Genomic DNA, 20,230 nt, shown 5'->3' with positions numbered 1-20,230 from the left:
GACTTGCTTCGAGATTGGAAGAAAACAAACAGAGTTAATAGAGTCCAGGGTCTTTAACCCTGGGCTCCCCGATGGGCAACAAATTCCGGTTTATAAAAATGTTCGATTAAATCGATGTATTCGGCAGTTTTATTGCCTAACCGAGATGTAGTGAGTGCACTAAATTCTTTGTCCTCTAATGGCTTGGTATCCGGTTTTTGTTCAAGAAGGTCTATTAAATGACGAGCAGCATTTATTTTTTCTTCAACGCTCGATTCAAATTTGACTTCAATTAGTTTGGTTTTGTATTGTTTGGATGACTCAATATCTTTTTCCAACTCATCTTTTTTTGTCTGTATGTAATGGGATAAGATATTAATTAGCTTTAAGGTTCGTTCAGATTCGGATACCTGCAGAGGTACATCCGCTTCATTTGGGTGAATTCCAGTGGTATCCAGTAAGGAATCGTCAACAACGGTTTGAACGTGTAGTTTTTCAATGGAATTTTTATCCAGTCGTTCTTTTGAAATGTCTGGGAGACCCTGGGTATTTTCTTTTATATTTTCCTGAGGAATGCTTGCTAAAAGTCTTTGAATGGCTGGATGCAAATCATGCGCTTTCACACGGTGTTCGATTTGGAAATTAAGTTCTTGCAATGCAAAATCTGCATGAGTTTGAGTGTATTGAGGTGCTGGGACTTTAGAAATTATTTCTTTATAAGTTCTATCCAGCAAAGCAACGTTGTTAATATCGTGTTCATATCTATTTAATGCCTGATCAATAAAAACAAATGTACTTTCATTTTAACTCTTCAACGAACTTTGGAACACTAATAAGCAGTATAGTAATTGACTTAAAAATGAGCAGACTTTGGCACTACACATTCTTTGTTGGAGTCCCTGGTTAAGTGATCAAAATCTGTAAATTCGCTATCAGTTAAGTTGGGTCGTTTGCGACCCAACTTCGGTACCACCTACAACAGGTTATTTTTAAAAAACCGTACCTGAGCTCAATATTTCATTTATAGTGAGAAGCAGCTCCGGGCTGTTTTTCGCTCTAAATTAGGGCTGCCACGGTGCTCTTCCTTCGAGCTTTCATCAAAAAATCTTAGGCCCGCTTGCTTACCTTTAGAATTATTTGATTGGGGGGATTGTTCGGAGGGTGGAGTTAGAGGGTTGTTTTGAAGTGATTGAGAAATAGGGCTTTGATTCATTTTTTTTATCAATGATTGTTCCATCTGTGAAGGATTTCGAGCCGATTCTTTCCTATGAAAAACGGTTGGCCAAGTAAAAGCGACGGATACGAATACTAATATGATTGGAGACAAGATTGCCATGGTAATGGTTAAGGCAAGTTTTGCCCCTATGGCCTCACCCAGTGTTTCCCCAACATGAATTCCGCTTCGGATTCCACCGGCCACAGAATACGCAAGGGAATCACCAATCAAAGCTAATAATTTGAGCATATTGAGGGCTCCATATTTTATCTTTTCTGCTTTTGTTTGGCCTTCTTCCAGGGGTTGATATATTGATTCAAATTTCTCTTTAAGGTCGACATAGGTTTTCGGGTTAAAAACTTTATAAACTTGTGAAAAAGTATTAACAACCATGGTTGTCGAAGTACATATCATGGCAATCATATGTGCTAACAAGGTATTAGAGTTCGCCCCTATCGCATTAAAAAGCTTATTAACTCCGGATACCGTAGTAAACCAGGTTAGTGTTGCATAAACAGCTAAAAAAATCGTACTCACAACTCCTAATAAGACACATCGCAACAGACCATAGGGTTTTTGGTAATCTTCAATAAAAAGATTTTTGAATTTTGTATAATTTTCACGTATCCCTACAGCTTGAAACGAATAGAAAGAAACCGCTGCAATAAGAGATAGTCCAATCGTAACTGCCAAAACCAGAGGGTTAGAAGCCATCATACCTGCCCCTAAAAAAGTGAGCAGTCCTACGAGACCAGCATATCCGGAAATGCCCGCAGAAATACAGGCTAATAAGGTTACGATACCAAAAAATAATTTCTGACCTCTATCCAATACCGTTTTTTCTTTAATATTTTCTTCAAGAATCTTAAAGGTTTTTTGCTTTTGAGGTTGAAAGCCAGCACTATCAAGCATGGCTTGGCCACGGCTTAATAAACACACGATGCCGTTACAAAAAGACAGAACTATCGCCAAAGCGAGGCTCAACCCAAAGGGGGCTCCTAAAGTACTTAATAATCCCAGGCAAAACACCATACAAAGTGCCATGGAAGTAACGACTTTACCGGTGACTAATGGCACTCCCTTTAACAGTCTATTTCTATTTTGAGTGGGAGTTCTTGCAAATTCCTGGCCATTGCTAGAGTAGGTTGCGATTTGTAAGACTTCTTGCTTGGATAGTCTTTTTCCACCTGAAAGTATTTCCCCCCACTTAAAGGTGAGGAAACTCCAAAAATGGTGATAAAACGGACGCTCCAGGAGATCGGTTATTCGCAGATCGCCATTTAAAATAGCTTTTTGGACTTGTTGCGATTCTTTTTCGGTAAATTGATATTGGTTGAACGAAGTAATAATCCAGTCTTTTTGCGTATTGAATTTTCTCTTTAAAACCATTAGGACATCAGGACGTTTATAATTAACAAAACTGGATGGCTCTTGTTTTAATAAACTTATTATTTCTTTCATTACGACAAATCCCTTGAATGCAAATCGTGTAGCTTATTTATAATTTCACAAGAATTCCATTCAAATTTTTAATTAGTTATTAATAGATATGAGCTGCTATCATTTAAATTAGAAATGATTTGACATACTTTGCGAGTTACATTCTAATCTTATTTTTTTATCATGATGATGGATAATCATGGCATTTGTGAATTTTTTAAAACCAGCTCCATATCTTGATGAAATTCAGGATAAAACCGTTGTTAAACAGCAATATCGTTATTGGCGTATCCGCACCTTTTATGCCATGTATCTAGGATATGTTTTGTTTTATTTTACGCGAAAAAGTTTTATCTTCGCGATGCCTGCGTTGCAAAGCACCCTAGGAATGACCAAAACTGAACTCGGAATGATCGCTAGCATTTTGAGCTTAAGTTATGGCATCAGCAAATTTTTGAGTGGAATTCTGGGCGATAAGTCAAATCCCCGTTACTTAATGGCGATTGGACTAATTTTGACAGGTGTTTTTAATATTTTGTTTGGTTTGTCTTCTACTTGGTGGTTATTTGCAATCTTTTGGGGATTGAATGGTTGGTTCCAAGGCTGGGGATGGCCAGGATGTACTAAATTATTAACGCATTGGTATTCACAATCAGAACGTGGTCGTTGGTGGAGCATTTGGAATACATCACATAACGTGGGGGGTGCATTAATTCCCTTGATTGTTGCGATGTGCGCGCAATATTTCGGTTGGCGTTCAGCCATGTTTGTGCCGGGAGTAATCTGCATTTTTGGAGGCGTTTTTTTAATCAATCGTTTAAGGGATACCCCGCAATCGCTGGGTTTACCTGCGATAGAGCAATATAATAACGATTTTTCTGGTTCAGCAAATCACCACCCAGAAAAAACAGAATTTTCAGTTAAAGAAATTCTTTGGAAGTATGTATTAAGCAACCCATATATTTGGATTCTTTCTATTTCTTACTTGTTTATTTATGTAGTTCGAACTGCCATTAATGATTGGAGCATGCTGTACTTAACCGAAGCGAAGGATTATTCATTAATCACAGCAGGTAGTTGTGTCATATGGTTTGAGGTAGGTGGTTTTTTTGGAAGTCTGGCCGCGGGCTGGCTGTCGGATAAAATATTTCAAGGTAAACGCAATCCGATAAATGTGCTCTTTACTGCAGGTGTATTTGTCACTTTGTTGCTCTTTACATTCACTCGAGGATATACACCATTTCTCGATTCATTGTTTCTTTTTTTCTTTGGTTTTTTTATCTTTGGACCACAAATGATGATTGGTATGGCATGTGCGGAGTTAGCACACAAAAAAGCAGCGGCAACCGCAACTGGCTTTGCCGGATTTTTTGCTTATTGTTTAGGTGCTGTTCTGGCTGGTGCTCCTTTGGGTGCAATTATCAAAAATTACGGCTGGGATAATTTCTTCCTCACGCTGTTAATTTGTTGCTTGATTCCATTATTTTTGATGTTGCCACTCTGGCATGTGAAAGCCAATACAAGAGAGGATAAATCAGAATTTTCAGGCAATTCTGAATTTGCTTAGTTTACGTAGAATGAGTAGCCCTCTAGCAAAAGCCGCATAGGGGTAACGCTGCTATATATTCTTGTTTTACAAAAATGAGGATATTAGTGAGCTGCGAATTCAATTATGTAAAGAATAGGAAAAAAGTTTCAGAGATGTTATACAAAAGCTCTGGACTATCCTGACATAATCATGTGTAGGTGATATTTATTTACATTCAACAATATATCTTCCTACAAGCTGAGAAATAAATATAGCTAAATTTCGCTTCGCTAATTCGGGCTCCCTATTTGAACCTGACCTATAATGCTAAATTACCCTGGTTGTTCTAGATTATGTTTCAAGACCGCTGAAAGCTTGCTCTTGGGAAAGGCGACAATCCCGTTCAAATTGTTCTATGGCTTGCAACGTTTTCGTTTCTAATACTTTAGCCGTCCTAATAATCTCTTGTCTTATATCTATTAATGAGGTGATGCTGGTCTCTTTTCCTATTTTCAAAAGAGTTGATGAGAGACGATTTAATTCACTTAGGGGAGTGTGCAAGCTAATTTCCAAAATTTGTTTTTTTAGTTCGCGATGCGCATCACTTATGGTTCTAATCTCTTGTAATAAACAACAATATGTTTCAAAAAATTTAAGCTTCAACATGCCGTTTTCGAGAATCAACATGTGGGTTTGATAAGTTTCTGGGGCGTAAAAACGCATGTTTTCTAAGGTGTTGCGTGCCGCTGGGAATAAACCGTTATAAGTGCATCGGAATAAAAGCGCCATATCGCAGTTCAGTGCTTTGAAAACACACTGGTATACTTCATCAATTGTTCCACAAAATGCCGGGTCATCTGAATTTAAAGAAATCATTTCTTCTTTAAATAAAGCTTGGAATTGAGTATGGGCTTGTAAATCTGGAATGGATTTCGGAAAAAATGCAACATCACTTAAAGGGCATATTTCAAGAGTCATCCCCGAAGTTTTAAGTGTTTTTTTGAGCTGGGGATAATCTGCAATATTCCTACCATGGGCAAACCAATCCAAATAATTTCTTGCAACTTCTAGGGTACGTTCAGGGGACTCCGGCTCCACATGGGCAGTAAGAAAATACCAGGGATTGCCCATTTTTTGTCTAAAATGATTGAGTGATTCAAAAAATTCAAAAAAATTATCCAATGGAAAACCATCTTCTGATCCGGCAAGGCCTATCGTTGTTACCATAGGATTAGGATATTGTTGAATCATGTCCCATATTTTTTGAAATTCTTCTGAATTTATATGTCGTTCTTGATAATAGCGTAACCTCAATGTAGTGGTGTCACCAAAATCCTTGATACCTCGGGCAAGACCCCGATTATAGGCTTGGTTAAATTCAAGGAAAGTCATTTGTTCTTTACATTGTATCCAAGAAATTCCTGGTAAAGCGAAGATGACATGATGTTCATAACAGTGTTTATAAAATGCGTAAATAATGTCTTCAATATCTTGCGGCGTTTGCAAAATATTTGAAATACGTCGAAAGTCTTTGATAAATTGATCAAGATTATCCGAACCAGTAAATTTCCATTGCTGAGTTTGGTCGTCGACCAAGTCATCGGGAAATGGGATATTATTGCGGGCTGCTATTATTTTGGCTAATTTGGTATCGATCAAAATGCCCGCTTCAGCGTGAACATGCAAATCTGTTTTTGGCATTTTGTGAATAAGCAGGGTATTTATATCAATCCCTTCATCACATAAAGTCTGTAAATGATCCAAATCTTCTGAACTGAGCAAAGGTAATGAAATTGAAAATTCAGAGCGGGTTTCTTTAAAAAATCGTTCTTGCATATCATCCTCTTTAAAATATGAGCCACATCCATCTCGCTGGATATGTTCCCACAGCAACTTATTGTTTTCAAATGAAAAATATTTAGATTACTTTTTTCAGCGGATAATTTAGCTTGCTGACTGCATGTAAACATGATCAGCTATGAAAATTGGTTGTTTGTAACAGTATATTAAGATAAAGACGTCCTCTTGAGTAAAAAACATGGCAGTAAAGCGTAAACTGGTTGCATGCAGCCAGGGACTTATCTGTTGAGTCTAAAATCTACTGTATCGTAGAAAACCTACATGTAATCCAATAGGATATTTAAACTTTCCTATGTGTAGTAAATTTATATTAACCCAAAAGACGATCCAAGAAATAGCAATATAACCCATGAGACTATGTAATTTATTAGAAACTGTAGGAGCAAGCTCCATTGCCTTTTGCTCCTCAAAGTTCTTTCATTTCGCTTCAGGGATAACATGCACATATGGGCTTCAGACAACACACCTAAAAAACGGACCACATTACCTCGTTGAGTAAGAGGCTTTTTCAAGAGGAAGAGAGTGTGACAGGGGGAGATTTTCTTGTTTTCCAGGTAATGGGGTAATAATAAACTAGGAAGAGATTCTTAAAGTTCTTCCTGGTGTATACAAGTTAATTTAATCGGATTGCCCACAAACGCTCTTGGAGATGTTTTGCTACGAGGATCCGCCCCATCGTAAAGTGCTATATACTCAGCACGATACCCGTGGGTAGTTTTTGTATATTTAACCGTTTCTGGTAGCGCATAAAAATATCCCATAAAAAGTTCACCATTATCAGTAGGTTCAACAAAATAAATGGTAAATACTTTTTTATTTAGCGCTTCAACTATGTAGAGGTCTCCATATTTCTCTCTCTTTGAGCAGTTTATATCACTACATTTATCCACATAACGCAGTACATGATCATTTATTTTTATTTTTAAATCATAGCCTTCACCTCGGGGATAACCTGAAATGACCATATGTTCGGATAAAGATTTACAATCAAGATTAAGTTGTGGGACACCTGCAAGGAGAGGTACAGAATAGTTTACTAAAATTAAATTGACTAAAATAATAATTAATTTTCTCACAATGTACACTCCATTATTTATGGTTTTTGCAGTGCTCTCGTTAAGTTAGTCAATAATCCATGATTCATACATGGCCTTAGCAATAGGGAGATTTATATCATATTGATCTGAAGGGGCAGTATACGCCCAAGTATAAAAAGCCAATTCATCATCTCTGGAAATGATAAATTCCAGTTGTTTAAACGTTTTGCCCTTAAAAGTATAAGTAAAAACAAGGTATTCCCCATGAAATCTCTTGGGATTTTTAGGTAACTCTCCCTCACCTTGAGACAAAATTTTCGCATTAGATGCTTGCGTGGAAAGTTGTTTTTTTAAATCATCCACTATTTCTTTGATACTTGAATACTTACCTCCGGATTTTTTTGAAAGTATTGTTTGAATATTAACATTAACATGATAAGCAGCGGTTCCTTTTTTACCCATGAACACAATAGTCCCCTTTGAAGGAGAAACATAGGACCAATCGTCAGGATATCTGATTGAATATTTATTGCCCTTAGCTTCAAATAACTTGGGTAAAGAATTTTCTTGAGATGGTGTAGTACTGGGGGGCTCACTAGTTTTATTATTTATCATTATCGATGCACCAGTAGGAACCACCTTAATATTTAAGATTTTCCAAGTATCATCTTCTTTTATTAAGCGATATTCGATTGGTGTTTTAGCACCATCTTTTGCAGTTAAAGTTCCCTTCACAAATCCTAAATTATTCTCAATTTCTCTTGTGTTAAAAAAATAGCTTTCATTATTTTTTATTGAGGGATATTGGTCTAAAAATTTTTTGAAATCATTTATAGAGGTGGTTTTTTGAAAATCTTTCGATGTATATGAGTACGCTTTTTCAATATTGCCAGATTGCAGAGCATTCAGCTGATGCTCAATGGTATAAACCAGCCCACTAGTAAAGTAAAATACGAGTGCAAATACCATAAGTACATACAATAGCAACCATGCTAAAACTGTACTAATCACTATTGCAGTTTTGAATGGTGAAGAGTTTTGGGTTAACTCCAATAAACCTCCTTGCTTGTCTTCAAACTTATTAGTCACAATAAGAATCAAATCAACCAAAACCCAAATACCAAACCCACCTATTGTAACGAGCATTAATAATCCAGTGCCTATTTTACCGACATATAACCGGTGTGCACCCAACACTCCTAAAAAAAAGTTGAGTAGAAGTGCTGTGGTTGCTGATTTTGGGCTTATATGTTTAGAGAATTGGATTGTTTCTTTTGGAGCTTGATCGTGTGATAAATTAGACTCATTTTTCGCACCACATTTACTACAAAATTGATCAACTGATTCAAGAGGGTTTCCGCATTGTTTACAAAAACTAGCACCGTCCATGATTTTCCTTTTTGGACACCTACTCGGCCATGACACCGAAAAATATAAGCATCACATTTATTTTATTAAATTAATATGCATTATTTTTATAATAGGCTAAAAAACGATAATATCAACGCAAATAGATCGTAAGAGGCAAAGCGATTTCTTCTTTTGTGTTTTTCTGACTTTTCGGGTATTTGTTTATTATAAATTCCTAAAAAATGCATTGCTTCACTCATAGTCAGCTTTCATAGGGTGACTAATTGATTTATTGATATACGAGTACTCTTTTCTACCTATAAAAGAGTACTCGTATATTTCCCGACACGATTAAATCGTGGCACCACTATATCAAATCAAAACGATCTGCATTCATAACTTTCGCCCAGGCAGCAACAAAGTCCTGCACGAATTTTTCTTTGTTATCATCCTGAGCATACAATTCCGCATAGGCGCGAAGAATTGAATTAGAACCAAAAACAAGATCCACTCGAGTGGCGGTCCACTTTAATGCTCCAGTTTTACGGTCACGAATTTCATACAAATTATTGCTTATAGGATTCCAGGTGTTGGCCATATCGGTCAGGTTGACAAAGAAGTCATTTGTTAGAACTTCTTCACGTTCAGTAAACACTCCATGCTTCGTACCGCCGTGGTTAGACCCTAACACACGCATGCCGCCAACAAGAACGGTCATCTCTGGGGCAGTCAGTCCCATAAGTTGGGTGCGATCGAGCATAAGCTCTTCGGCACTGACAGCATAATCTTCTTTAAGCCAGTTACGATAACCATCATAAAGTGGTTCTAGCACAGCAAAAGAAGCAGCATCAGTCATCTCGTCAGTCGCATCACCACGTCCTGGAGTGAAAGGAACGGTGATGTCAAATCCAGCTTTTTTGGCAGCCTGCTCGACTCCGACATTACCTGAAAGCACAATCACATCGGCCACACTGGCGCCTGTCTCAGCGGCGATAGACTCTAGAATCTGCAATACTTTTGCAAGACGTTGCGGCTCATTACCTTCCCAATTCTTTTGCGGTAACAGTCGGATACGTGCTCCATTAGCACCGCCTCGCATATCAGAACCACGGAAAGTTCTCGCACTATCCCATGCGGTAGAAACCATTTCACTAATACTCAGATTGCTGGAAGTGATCTTGGCTTTGACAGCAGCAACATCATAATCTTTCTTACCTACAGGTACTGGATCCTGCCAAATCAAATCTTCCTTCGGTACATCAGGCCCAATGTAGCGTGCTTTTGGCCCCATGTCTCGGTGGGTGAGTTTGAACCAGGCTCGCGCAAAAACTTCTGCAAAATATTCAGGGTCTTTGTAAAATCGCTCAGCAATTTTGCGATAAACGGGATCCATCTTCATTGCCATGTCAGCATCGGTCATGATGGGATTGTAACGGATGGAAGGGTCTTCGACATCCACCGGCTTATCGTCTTCCTTGATATTAATCGGCTCCCATTGGTTGGCGCCGGCCGGGCTTTTCTTCTGTTCCCAATCATAATTGAGAAGCATATAAAAATAGCCATTATCCCACTTTGTGGGATGGGTCGTCCACGCACCTTCAATACCGCTCGTAACCGTGTTACGACCAAAGCCTCGACTGGTTTTGTTAATCCAACCAAGGCCCTGATCTTCAATATCCGCCGCTTCAGGAGCAGGTCCTAAAAGGTTTGTGTCGCCATTACCATGACATTTGCCAATAGTATGACCACCAGCAGTCAGTGCGACTGTTTCCTCATCATTCATAGCCATGCGTCCAAAGGTCACACGGATATCCTGAGCTGTGTGAAGCGGATCAGGGTGACCATTCACTCCCTCAGGGTTCACATAGATCAATCCCATTTGTACCGCGGCTAGCGGGTTTTCCAGCGATTCACGACTGTCGTCATCGTAACGCGTGGCGCCCAACCATTCTTTTTCTGAGCCCCAATAAACATCTTTTTCAGGATGCCAAATATCTTCGCGGCCAAAACCAAAACCAAAGGTTTTAAGCCCCATTGATTCATAAGCGATGGTACCTGCCAACGCAATCAAGTCCGCCCAACTAATCTTGTTGCCATATTTTTTCTTAATCGGCCATAACAAGCGGCGAGCCTTGTCTAAGTTCACATTGTCAGGCCAGGAATTCAAGGGCGCAAAACGCTGATTACCTGTACCAGCACCACCACGACCATCGGCCACACGATATGAACCAGCAGCATGCCAGGACAGACGAACCATCAAACCGCCATAATGTCCCCAATCAGCAGGCCACCATGCCTGACTGTCGGTCATTAAAGCATGCAAATCGTTTTTAAGTGCCGCAAAATCAAGTTTTTTGACTTCTTCACGGTAGTTGAACTCCTTTCCCATTGGATTAGTCTTGCTATCATGCTGATTCAATATATCGAAGTTCAAAGCATTGGGCCAAAAGTCCCTGGTCGAATCGCCTGTCACCGTTATACCACCATGCATCACTGGGCATTTAGCAGCTGCGTTCCTATCTTTTCCATCCTTAGCCATTTCATCACACCTTAATTTAAATTTGAACTATAGCTTAACAGGATGGTCTGAGCAATCGAAGCAGGTCTTATTAAATATCTATAAAAATCGCGCGCCGGATTATGAATTACCGTAATATAAACGCAGTATGATTTCTAATTATCTTGATAGGTCGAAGAGGATCCAATTTGGGCGAAATCATACCGTATAGACTTCAAAAGCAAGTGAGTTGGATAAGCTAGTTCACTAATGATGCTTTACCCTCAGTCGAACATTTCTTATCAGGATAAACCATTGGTAACTATTACCCGCGGAGATGATTGCAAACGAGATTGCACACATGCCATCCAGTTGTGATTTAAAATCGAAACCATCACCTTGCAAGTTAGCAAAACAGACAATATCCAAATATCAAATTATTAAGGGAGTTTTATGCCAAAGAAGTGAAAGGGCGACATCAAATTTAAGAATGCTGGAGTTGGTTGCATCATCGTTGTTTTGTCTTTAGGCCAGTATTATAAGTTTGGGTATTTACTTCACAAAAGGTTTGGGGTAAAGGATATGCATCAGATGCGTGATGTTTCTTATAGGGTTGGCTAAGGAGAACATTCGAACGGATTATATTATTGCATTTGCTTCGGTCGAACATGTTGCTTCAGTTCTGGTTATGCCAAAATGTGGCATGTTGTCTTTATAGAATTAGAAATATTTAGCTTATAGAGAACACAATGAATTTTTTTAAAAAATTGTCTTTTGAGGATGAGTCTGAATTAGAATCATTTCTTAGTCGCTATCCAGAAACCTCAATGTTTTTACGCTCGAATTTACGTAATTCAGGTATAGAATATAAAAGTAATACCCCATATCACGGGGAGTATTTTTCGTGCTGCAATTCTTTGGGTGAGATTCAAGGCGTTATAGCTCATTATTGGAATGGAAATATTATGATGCAGTGCCCAGATCTAACTGCATTAAAGAAGTTATTCCATTATTTTAAATCGCATTGCTCTAGACCTATTTGTGGGATCTTAGGAGATGAAAGGCAAGCTAAAATTGTGATTGATTTGCTGGAGATTAATTCGTCATCTTTTGCTTTAAACGCAACGGATGGCTTGTATCAGTTGTTAGTATCAGAAATGAAGGTGCCCGATTCTGTTTATCAATTAAAAAAAGCAAAGTACTGTGCTCCAGATATTTTAAAAAGATGGTTAACTGATTACCACGTTGAAGCTTTAGGTGCCGATTTAAGCAACCTATCTGATGTAGAATCAATAAATAATGCAATAAAAGAAGCCTCTAATCGTGATGATCTGTGGATCTTAGAGGATGATGGATTACCACTTTCTTTATGCGGGTTTAATGCCTCATTACCAGATATTGTGCAAATAGGACCTGTTTGGACGCCTGTTGAATATCGTAATCACGGTTATGCTAGAGCCGTCGTTGCTTTATGCTTGTTGGAGGCACAAAAAAATGGGGTGAAGCAAGCGATACTATTCACAAATAATCTGGCAGCAGAACGCGCATATTTTTCAATTGGATTTAAGAAAATAGGAGAATATAGGCTAGCGATATTGAGAGATAAATATCAAATTAATAAGGTGTAAAAATGAATCGAATTATTGAGACAGAGCGAATTTTCTTAAGACCTTTTTGCATCGAAGATATTGAGCGATTTGCTGAAATTTGCGCAAATCCAAATGTGATGCGTTATATTGGTGATGGCAAACCTGTTAGTCGCGATGTTATTGCGGAAAAAATACCCGAGTGGATTGAATTGTATAAAAAACAAAAATACGGTTTGATGGGGCTTGTTATGAAGGAAACCGATGAACTTATTGGTTTTTGTGGCTTTATTCATCAAGCAGTCGATGAGAGCGAATATATTGAATTGGGCTACCGTTTAGATGAAGCATACTGGGGAAAAGGTATTGCAACAGAAGCTGCTGTGGCGGTTAGAGATTACGCTTTTAATGTGCTTGGGATTCCTATGTTGATTTCGATTATTAACCATAAAAATGAGGCTTCGAAGCGTGTTGCAAAAAAGGTTGGCATGCAATTGATGAAACAAACGAATTTCAAAAATGTTTTGGTTGATGTATTTTGTCTCAAAAGAGAAGAGATCAGTTAACTGTATGAAAAGCATTATTATTCGTGAGCCTAAAATTAAAGATAAAGAGAGTTTTTACAAGCGTAGTTATATTCCATCACCTAATTGAGAATATAAAAATCACAGAAAATATTATCAATATTACAATGAATTAAGTGCTACTTTGCAAATTCGCTTGAAGAAAAGAATGCAAAAGCAACTCAAAGCGGGCTGGCTAAGAGCTGGCAAAGATGGCAATCCTAGCCATAAGAATACCGGGAGTTGGCACGCCAGGCTGTATGTTTCTTCGCGCAAGATACGGAATAATGAATAAAATAGTTGGGACAGAGAAAATTCATTATTAACTGAGGGCTCACTGTATTTGATTGATTATTGTCCATTATGGTATGATTTTGATTTTTAGCATAATTGGAGATATGAATGTTTTATAAAGTAGAGTTTCCAAAAATATCTGAGCAAAAGATGAAAGAATATGAATCTAAGTGGGGTTGTTTTAAACAATGGGAAGCAGATGAACGTAAATTATTCTTTGGAACTGAAGGAAAAAAAATGAATCAAAATGCTTTCTTCTATCAACCAGAGCCTACTTATGAGGGGCCAAGTCGTATCAGTGAAGATCCTCGTTTTAAATAGTGTCCCAAATTTTAAAATGGTTTGGGACAAGTTGCGACATATAAACTTCAGTATTTACAATGTGTCTCGGATGTCCCAATTGCCCCAGTAATTATTTCTTCAAGTTCAGCTTATTCCGAGATTTTATTTTTTATTACACTTATCCCACGGCATTGAGAAAAATGAATTAGCTCTTTGCGTCGCTGGGAGATATTGAGCTCAAACCCAAAACCCATTACCTTGCAAGATACTAAGAACCACGAAATCCACCCCCTGCTTATATCTGATTTTGTTTATGAGTTAATGGGGCGAGGAAGCCGGAATAAAATTTAGTGAGTTTGTATGCCAGCAGAAAGTAAAACGGGTTATATCTATCCAACCTATACGGGTCAGACCCGTGGGGTCAGGCCTTGAATTTTGAATTACAACCACGTGCCAATAAAAAACCGGTACAATTCACAATTCAAGGCCTGACCCTATTGATGCGCGCGAAGATATTTCTGAAGCATTGGAAAAAGGGTGGTCGATAACTGTCATATGGGAAACGCTTAAGGATGAGGGGAGCTTCACCGCAACTTACAATACGTTCCGGCATACGTATTGAAGTACCTGAATGGCCAAAAATCCGGGTATTCAAAAAAGGATACCGACGATCAGCAACCGAAGGGACTGACCTTAAATCAGGACAAAGAGAAAAAGCCAACCGCTATGCCTTCATTTACCTTTAATTCAAAACCCAATTTAAAGGAATTATTATAATTGAATGAATTTTTATTCGTGGGTATAGGTTTCAATAAGTCCCACATGCCACCTCCATGGCACAGGGTGGGGACGGCTAAAACCTAGTAGTGACGTGCCTGCCCCAAATGTCCCTTTTGTCCCTGAGACATTGGAAAACATGTTTGTGTGTATGTATTTTCGTGAAGATAAAATTTTAATCAATCTACCTCGGGGGATTCAACTTTACATCCTTTTAGCTTTTCGAATTAATGAGTTTTTATTTGTTCTCATTTTATTTGGCGTCTCTTTAATTCAAAAAAACAGTTTTATCAATTGGATTGATTGAGACTTGTTAATTGTGAATAGAGATGGATCCCAAATAAACGCACACTTTTTGTCAAGTCAATGACATCATTTTTAGTTATAACTAATATATTCCTATCTTTATCTTTTCCGCCTCGATGGACAAGATCGTGCCTCATATGTATTGCATATAATATAGGCTGCTTATTGTCTAAAAAGTGTAAATTAAATGCCGCCAAATAGAGCTTTTCAATTTTTTCTAATCTGTGCCAAAGAAGGTCAGATAAGTATTGTTTTATATAATCATCTATTGCTTCATATTGCTTATATATATTTGATATAGGGAATTTACGCTCATTAAAATCTTTATTTTTTTCTAGAAACTGTCTTTTATATATTGGATTAGAATTAATGAGTGTAGTAAAAGCCTCTGAAAGGTAAGTTTCTAGGGTAGTGATAACATTTATATATAGTAGTTTTAAAGTATGCAATCGAACATCATTGTCAAATTGCAAATCCGCGATTTTTTCTATCATATTTAAGTTATTTATGAAATCCTCATAGTATTCAGGGTTAGGTTCTATATAATCGAAAATCTTTGAAGAAACTTCTTTTCCTGACCAATTATAACACTCCAATGACAACTTATCCGCTAGCTGAGTAATAAGTCTCTCTGGTACTTCGTCTGAAAATTGCCCTTCAAGTTCTTCATAAGCGTCATAAGGCCCACCATAGATATAGATATACTCGCCCTCTGCATAGGGGCATTCTTGAGCAGGATCTTCATAATTATCACGAAACCAGTCTTCCATGTACGATATTTGTTCTTCTTCTGACATATCTGATAAGGATTGGTCTAAATTTTGACTCATATTATTAACCTATTTCATGCTCCCATTATGAAAAATATAGCAGAATCTAGATATTTGATTTTGTTAAGGTCTTATAAATCGCCCCTTTTACTCTTTAAAAGAAAAGCAGGGCTTTAACCAAAGAAATAATATCGTTAATTCCAATTATTAGACCGTATCTATCGATGTATAAAAAAGGGATTGATAGAGCATGTTTGAGTGTTTAGAAGGAGTTGCGTAATCTCGACTATGCACGCTCTGCAGTGGCGCAATTAATATTTTAAATATTCTATAATTATGGAATTGAGGATAAAGGTGCTTGGTATGGATATATTTATAAAGATATACAATAGATTATGCAAATTCTTCTTAAAATCTTTGCCTTATCTGACTGTAATTATCATTGGTTTTTTATTTATTTGGATATCTAATTTATATCCTAATTATAAAGATTTGTTCATAGGTATTAGCTCAACATCATTTTCTATACTATTTGTTATTTTTATTTTTGAATCGGTTCAATATTTTTCAAACAAAAAATTAAGTAAAGAAATTCACGATTATGTGAACTTCAAATCTGGCAGGGTCATTATGGATATGCTTCATAGATTACAACGTCTTATCTATTTAGATAATCTGAAACCAACAGAATTGAAAGATTTCAAAAAAATGAGCGATTACACTGAAACTATATTGGAAGAAATTATTTTAAATAAAGAGTTTTTAGGATTTGATATTTTTATATCTTGGGATAAATATATTCAAGAAATTGAGCTTATTTTGGATAATTCTCTTATTTCTAAGAATCTTACTTCTGAGCAAACGATTTGGTTGTTAAGTATCTATAAGAGGATTAAAACTTTTGGTAGGATTATAGATGACGGATATGACAATATTTTTATTTTAGTGAAGCGAAATAATAACCCGGATATTGAGATAGCCAAAAACAAAGATTTTGCATATTACCTAAAATATAAAGGAAATTTAATTCAGTCAGCATATTGTGATTCTCAACGAGAAGATAAATTAACAAATATATATAAAGTTAATTCAGAAGCAGCATTAGCATTGGCAAGAACAATCATAAAAATGATAAATTATTTTGATAAAAATCCCTTGTTTAAGAAAGAACTTATTTTAGATCCTCAGGCGGTAAAGATTGTTAAAAAAAGCGCTATTGAATCAAGGTAATCTGTTACCAAAAGTTACGTAACGGATAGACTAGAGAAGGACTTCAACTAAAGTGAATATTAGGGTGTCTACAGCTACAATATTTTTATTTAAGAAAATAGTTAGTCAAAATTAAACGTGATTCAACTTATTTAAGTATGTTTTTTTTGAGAAGGGCAGATTTCATGTTTAGGGTCCCACCAGATAACTCTTAAAACATTTTCTTGCCGAATTCCCCATATTCGCTTGAGTCCATTTAACCTTAAGGAGAAAAGCTCGTTTACATCATCCATATTAAGAGATCTTAAACGATCTTGGGCTTCTTTTATTAGTTTATAACTTTCTACGTGGTGGCTCTTGGCACTTTGTAAATCATTCCAGCTCAAGTGCTCTTTCAAGACCAATTCATTAAAAATTAGATCGTGGAGCTGAGTATCGTTTAGTTTTTTAAAACTCCATGCCCCATCATTATCAGCTAAAGCAAAACTCCATACTACTTGACCTGTGTCATCATTTGAGAGATTTAGTCTTGAAGGTTTTTTAGTGGGTGTTATTTTAATATTTTGGTTTACTTGTTTTTTCTTATTTCCAGACATATTATTCGCTCGGAATATTTGCATAATAATTGGTCATACTACCTATTGTAATTTCCTGATTTCCTCGTTCATTTGGAGCTAATCCTTCTCTCGCTTTCCTCCATGGCTCTTCAGCATGTGTTAAATCACTTAACCATTGAGAGTTCTTGTCTCCATAGTAATGAATAACACTATCTATACTTTCTTTTTCATCTTTAGTAAGGTTAGTGCTATTACCATCTTCAATATCAATTTTTGATATTTCAAAACGTCCCTGGAAAGGAAAAAAGAGAGATGGGCAAATTGGACCGTTGATCCAAGCCTCTATACGTTCAGGAAATAATCGTTTGTCATCCCAAGTTGCATGCCATGCTTGTGAATAATAGACAAGTTTTTGCAATTTCATGGTAGTCAAACTACCGGTTTGCTCGAGAATGTACTTTGCTACATCAAAAACATTTGCCATTGAATATCCTAAATTAATTTTAAGTATTGGTTCTTTTTACCCATATTTAAAATACTATATATAACAATAGTACAAGAGTTTGAACTTAAGCAAGTTATTGAGGTTACATCTCAAATGTTGTTAAGGTGAATTCTTCAATTATTCTGTCTACATTGCGTCTACATGACTTTTTATAACTTTCTAAAAACCACTGTAACTACTTGATTTTATTGGTGGGCCCACTAGGACTTGAACCTAGGACCAACGGATTATGAGTCCGCTGCTCTGACCAACTGAGCTATGGGCCCGGAGAGGGGGTCATTTTAAACTTAATTTGCTTAATGTTCTAGTTTTTTTTGTGATTTTTTTAGAGTGTTTTTCCTCTCCCATTAGGGAGAGGGGAGGGAAGGGAAAGAGGTATCACAAATTCCTTTTTCCTTCCCCTTAATTTGGATCACTAACCTTCATCGCCTTCTAAGAAGCTTCTCAGCTTTTCTGAACGAGATGGGTGGCGTAGTTTGCGGAGCGCTTTGGCTTCGATCTGACGAATCCGCTCGCGGGTTACGTCAAATTGTTTGCCTACTTCTTCCAAAGTATGGTCGGTATTCATTTCAATACCAAAACGCATGCGGAGTACTTTAGCTTCTCTTGGCGTTAAAGTTTCCAAGATTTCTAAAGTGGCTTCACGCAGACCTTCGGCAGTTGCCATGTCGATTGGCGATTCGATGTTATTGTCTTCAATAAAATCACCTAAGTGCGAATCATCATCGTCACCGACTGGGGTTTCCATGGAAATAGGTTCTTTGGCAATTTTTAACACTTTACGAATCTTGTCTTCGCTTAATTCCATTTTTTCAGCCAATTCTTCAGGTGTGGCTTCACGGCCAGTTTCCTGCAGAATTTGTCGGGAAATACGGTTCAGCTTGTTAATCGTTTCGATCATGTGTACCGGAATACGGATGGTACGGGCCTGATCGGCAATCGAACGAGTAATTGCCTGTCTAATCCACCATGTTGCATAAGTAGAGAATTTGTACCCTCGGCGGTATTCAAATTTATCTACTGCTTTCATCAAACCGATGTTGCCTTCTTGAATTAAATCAAGGAATTGCAAGCCACGATTGGTGTATTTTTTAGCAATGGAAATTACCAAACGTAAGTTTGCTTCAACCATTTCTTTTTTGGCGCGTCGTGCTTTGGCTTCGCCAATCGACATTTTACGATTGATGTCTTTAATTTCACCAATAGTTAAGCCGTATTCGATTTCGAACGCGACCAATCGAGATTGGATGCGCAAAATTTCCTCGGTATATTCCTCGATACGGACCATATCAAGTTTTTTGCCGTGTTTGCTGATAATGGAATTGAGCCATTCCATATCGGTTTCCTGACCTGGAAATGTATCAATAAATAGTTTTCGTGGAATACGCGCTTTTTCTATGCAAAGACGCATAATGCTGCGCTCAAATTCTCGAATGTGGTTACGCAACTGACGGAAATGACGTGTTAAGCGATCTACCTGTCTTGACGTTAGCTTGAGCTTTAAGAATGACTCAGACATGGATTCCAATGCTTTTTCGCTTTTAGCATGTTCTCTGCCAAATTCTTTTAAAGCAGCGGCAGCAACTTCATAAGTTTCACGTAATTCATCAAAATAAATTTTAGCTTGCTCTGGGTTTGGACCATCATCGACTTCTCCCAAACCGCCACCTTCGCCTTCTTCATCTTCTTCATCAGACAGCAGTAATTCACTCACTTGCTCTTCATCAAGCATAGAGCCAATACTCGAAGCAGGAGCTATTTCATCTTCAACATCAGAGAAACCACTGATAATTTCATTCAAACGAATTTCTTGAGCATTGAAACGATCGTAATCGTCAAGCACTAACTGGACTGTTTCTGGGTAATGAGCTAAAGACTTAAGGACTTGATAAATACCTTCTTCAATGCGTTTCGCAATGCGGATTTCACCTTCACGGGTCAACAGCTCGACGGTGCCCATTTCACGCATGTACATACGAACTGGATCGGTAGTACGACCCGTTTCTTTGTCGACAGAGGCCAGCACCATTGCGGCTTCTTCGATATCAGGTACTTCTTCAGTATTCAGCAGAAGTGCCAATTCATCATCACCGGGCGGCAATTCAAAGACTTTGATGTTCATGCCTTCAAGCATGCTGATAATTACATCAAAATGTTCTGTATCGACGATATTAGGCAGCAAGTCATTGATTTGACTGTAAGTCAAATAACCTTGCTCCTTGCCTAGGCTGATGACTTTGGTTATCTGTGAGCTTTGCTGTTCTTGATCATTCATGGTCATAGGCACTTCTCTAGGGACAATTGGATATTTCCTAAAAAACAATGGAATCTACAGTATCTATAACACTAATTGGATTTAGATTGCTTCTTTAGGGTTACAAAACCTTACAATTATAAACCTTGATACTGCAACATACCAGTAGTTTTTCATCGCTTTTTTCTGAACACCTTCTTTACAAGATTTTAGCACATTA

Annotated in this window: 15 protein-coding genes, 1 tRNA gene and 1 pseudogene; 6 read left to right on the top strand and 11 right to left on the bottom strand. The window is 37.5% G+C overall.

Features of this window, described 5'->3' with window-relative positions; translation table 11 throughout:
- Window positions 1–53: 53 nt before the first annotated feature.
- Window positions 54–713, bottom strand: a complete 660-nt coding sequence (locus ACWTE2_RS29165) for a hypothetical protein (RefSeq protein WP_454785490.1) — start codon at window positions 711–713, stop codon at window positions 54–56.
- Window positions 714–1,000: 287 nt separating this feature from the next.
- On the bottom strand, window positions 1,001–2,656 hold the full coding sequence (locus tag ACWTE2_RS29160) for a hypothetical protein (protein ID WP_454785489.1): 1,656 nt from the start codon (window positions 2,654–2,656) through the stop codon (window positions 1,001–1,003).
- 178 nt (window positions 2,657–2,834) lie between these two features.
- Here ACWTE2_RS29160 and pgtP point away from each other — a divergent pair, with 178 nt between their 5' ends.
- Complete coding sequence (pgtP, locus tag ACWTE2_RS29155) at window positions 2,835–4,202, top strand: phosphoglycerate transporter protein PgtP (RefSeq protein ID WP_454785488.1); 1,368 nt, start codon at window positions 2,835–2,837, stop codon at window positions 4,200–4,202.
- 312 nt (window positions 4,203–4,514) lie between these two features.
- Here pgtP and ACWTE2_RS29150 read toward each other — a convergent pair whose 3' ends face one another.
- From ACWTE2_RS29150 to katG, 4 genes are all read right to left on the bottom strand, one after another.
- On the bottom strand, window positions 4,515–5,999 hold the full coding sequence (locus tag ACWTE2_RS29150) for a hypothetical protein (RefSeq protein ID WP_454785487.1): 1,485 nt from the start codon (window positions 5,997–5,999) through the stop codon (window positions 4,515–4,517).
- Between the two features lie 611 nt (window positions 6,000–6,610).
- On the bottom strand, window positions 6,611–7,099 hold the full coding sequence (locus tag ACWTE2_RS29145; protein WP_454785486.1) for a hypothetical protein: 489 nt from the start codon (window positions 7,097–7,099) through the stop codon (window positions 6,611–6,613).
- A gap of 45 nt (window positions 7,100–7,144) precedes the next feature.
- Window positions 7,145–8,449, bottom strand: coding sequence for a DUF4864 domain-containing protein (locus tag ACWTE2_RS29140; protein WP_454785485.1), 1,305 nt, complete (start codon window positions 8,447–8,449; stop codon window positions 7,145–7,147).
- Window positions 8,450–8,777: 328 nt separating this feature from the next.
- Window positions 8,778–10,949 carry a catalase/peroxidase HPI gene (gene katG / locus ACWTE2_RS29135; RefSeq protein WP_454785484.1) on the bottom strand — a complete coding sequence of 724 codons (2,172 nt, stop codon included), beginning with the start codon at window positions 10,947–10,949 and terminating at the stop codon, window positions 8,778–8,780.
- 707 nt (window positions 10,950–11,656) lie between these two features.
- Here katG and ACWTE2_RS29130 point away from each other — a divergent pair.
- The 4 genes and pseudogenes from ACWTE2_RS29130 to ACWTE2_RS29115 all read left to right on the top strand — a co-directional run.
- Window positions 11,657–12,535, top strand: a complete 879-nt coding sequence (locus tag ACWTE2_RS29130; protein ID WP_454785483.1) for a GNAT family N-acetyltransferase — start codon at window positions 11,657–11,659, stop codon at window positions 12,533–12,535.
- 2 nt (window positions 12,536–12,537) lie between these two features.
- Entirely contained in the window at window positions 12,538–13,059 is a 522-nt protein-coding gene (locus ACWTE2_RS29125) for a GNAT family N-acetyltransferase (RefSeq protein WP_454785482.1), read from the top strand.
- 399 nt (window positions 13,060–13,458) lie between these two features.
- The gene (locus ACWTE2_RS29120; protein ID WP_454785481.1) at window positions 13,459–13,671 is read left to right on the top strand and encodes a hypothetical protein; all 213 of its coding nucleotides are present in this window, start codon (window positions 13,459–13,461) and stop codon (window positions 13,669–13,671) included.
- 466 nt (window positions 13,672–14,137) lie between these two features.
- Window positions 14,138–14,409, top strand: a pseudogene (locus ACWTE2_RS29115) (TraK family protein); the annotation flags it as partial.
- Between the two features lie 290 nt (window positions 14,410–14,699).
- On the opposite strand, the gene ACWTE2_RS29110 reads toward ACWTE2_RS29115, so the two are convergent.
- Window positions 14,700–15,545, bottom strand: coding sequence for a hypothetical protein (locus ACWTE2_RS29110; RefSeq protein WP_454785480.1), 846 nt, complete (start codon window positions 15,543–15,545; stop codon window positions 14,700–14,702).
- 303 nt (window positions 15,546–15,848) lie between these two features.
- Between ACWTE2_RS29110 and ACWTE2_RS29105 the strand changes: the two genes are divergently transcribed.
- Window positions 15,849–16,715, top strand: a complete 867-nt coding sequence (locus ACWTE2_RS29105) for a hypothetical protein (protein WP_454785479.1) — start codon at window positions 15,849–15,851, stop codon at window positions 16,713–16,715.
- 131 nt (window positions 16,716–16,846) lie between these two features.
- Here the strand turns inward: ACWTE2_RS29105 and ACWTE2_RS29100 are convergent, their stop codons facing one another.
- The 4 genes from ACWTE2_RS29100 to rpoD all read right to left on the bottom strand — a co-directional run bounded on the left by ACWTE2_RS29100 (window position 16,847) and on the right by rpoD (window position 20,037).
- Complete coding sequence (locus ACWTE2_RS29100; protein WP_454785478.1) at window positions 16,847–17,290, bottom strand: hypothetical protein; 444 nt, start codon at window positions 17,288–17,290, stop codon at window positions 16,847–16,849.
- Between the two features lies 1 nt (window position 17,291).
- Window positions 17,292–17,735, bottom strand: coding sequence for a Panacea domain-containing protein (locus ACWTE2_RS29095; protein ID WP_454785477.1), 444 nt, complete (start codon window positions 17,733–17,735; stop codon window positions 17,292–17,294).
- Between the two features lie 210 nt (window positions 17,736–17,945).
- Window positions 17,946–18,022: transfer RNA gene (locus ACWTE2_RS29090), tRNA-Ile, on the bottom strand.
- 149 nt (window positions 18,023–18,171) lie between these two features.
- A complete protein-coding gene (gene rpoD / locus ACWTE2_RS29085) occupies window positions 18,172–20,037 on the bottom strand; it encodes an RNA polymerase sigma factor RpoD (RefSeq protein WP_182392626.1) in 1,866 nt (621 codons plus the stop codon).
- Window positions 20,038–20,230: the final 193 nt, after the last annotated feature.

It is taken from the genome of Legionella nigrisilvae (assembly GCF_977063395.2).
The sequence above is the reverse complement of the archived record's forward strand: the minus strand, read 5'-3'. Positions and strand labels throughout refer to the sequence as shown.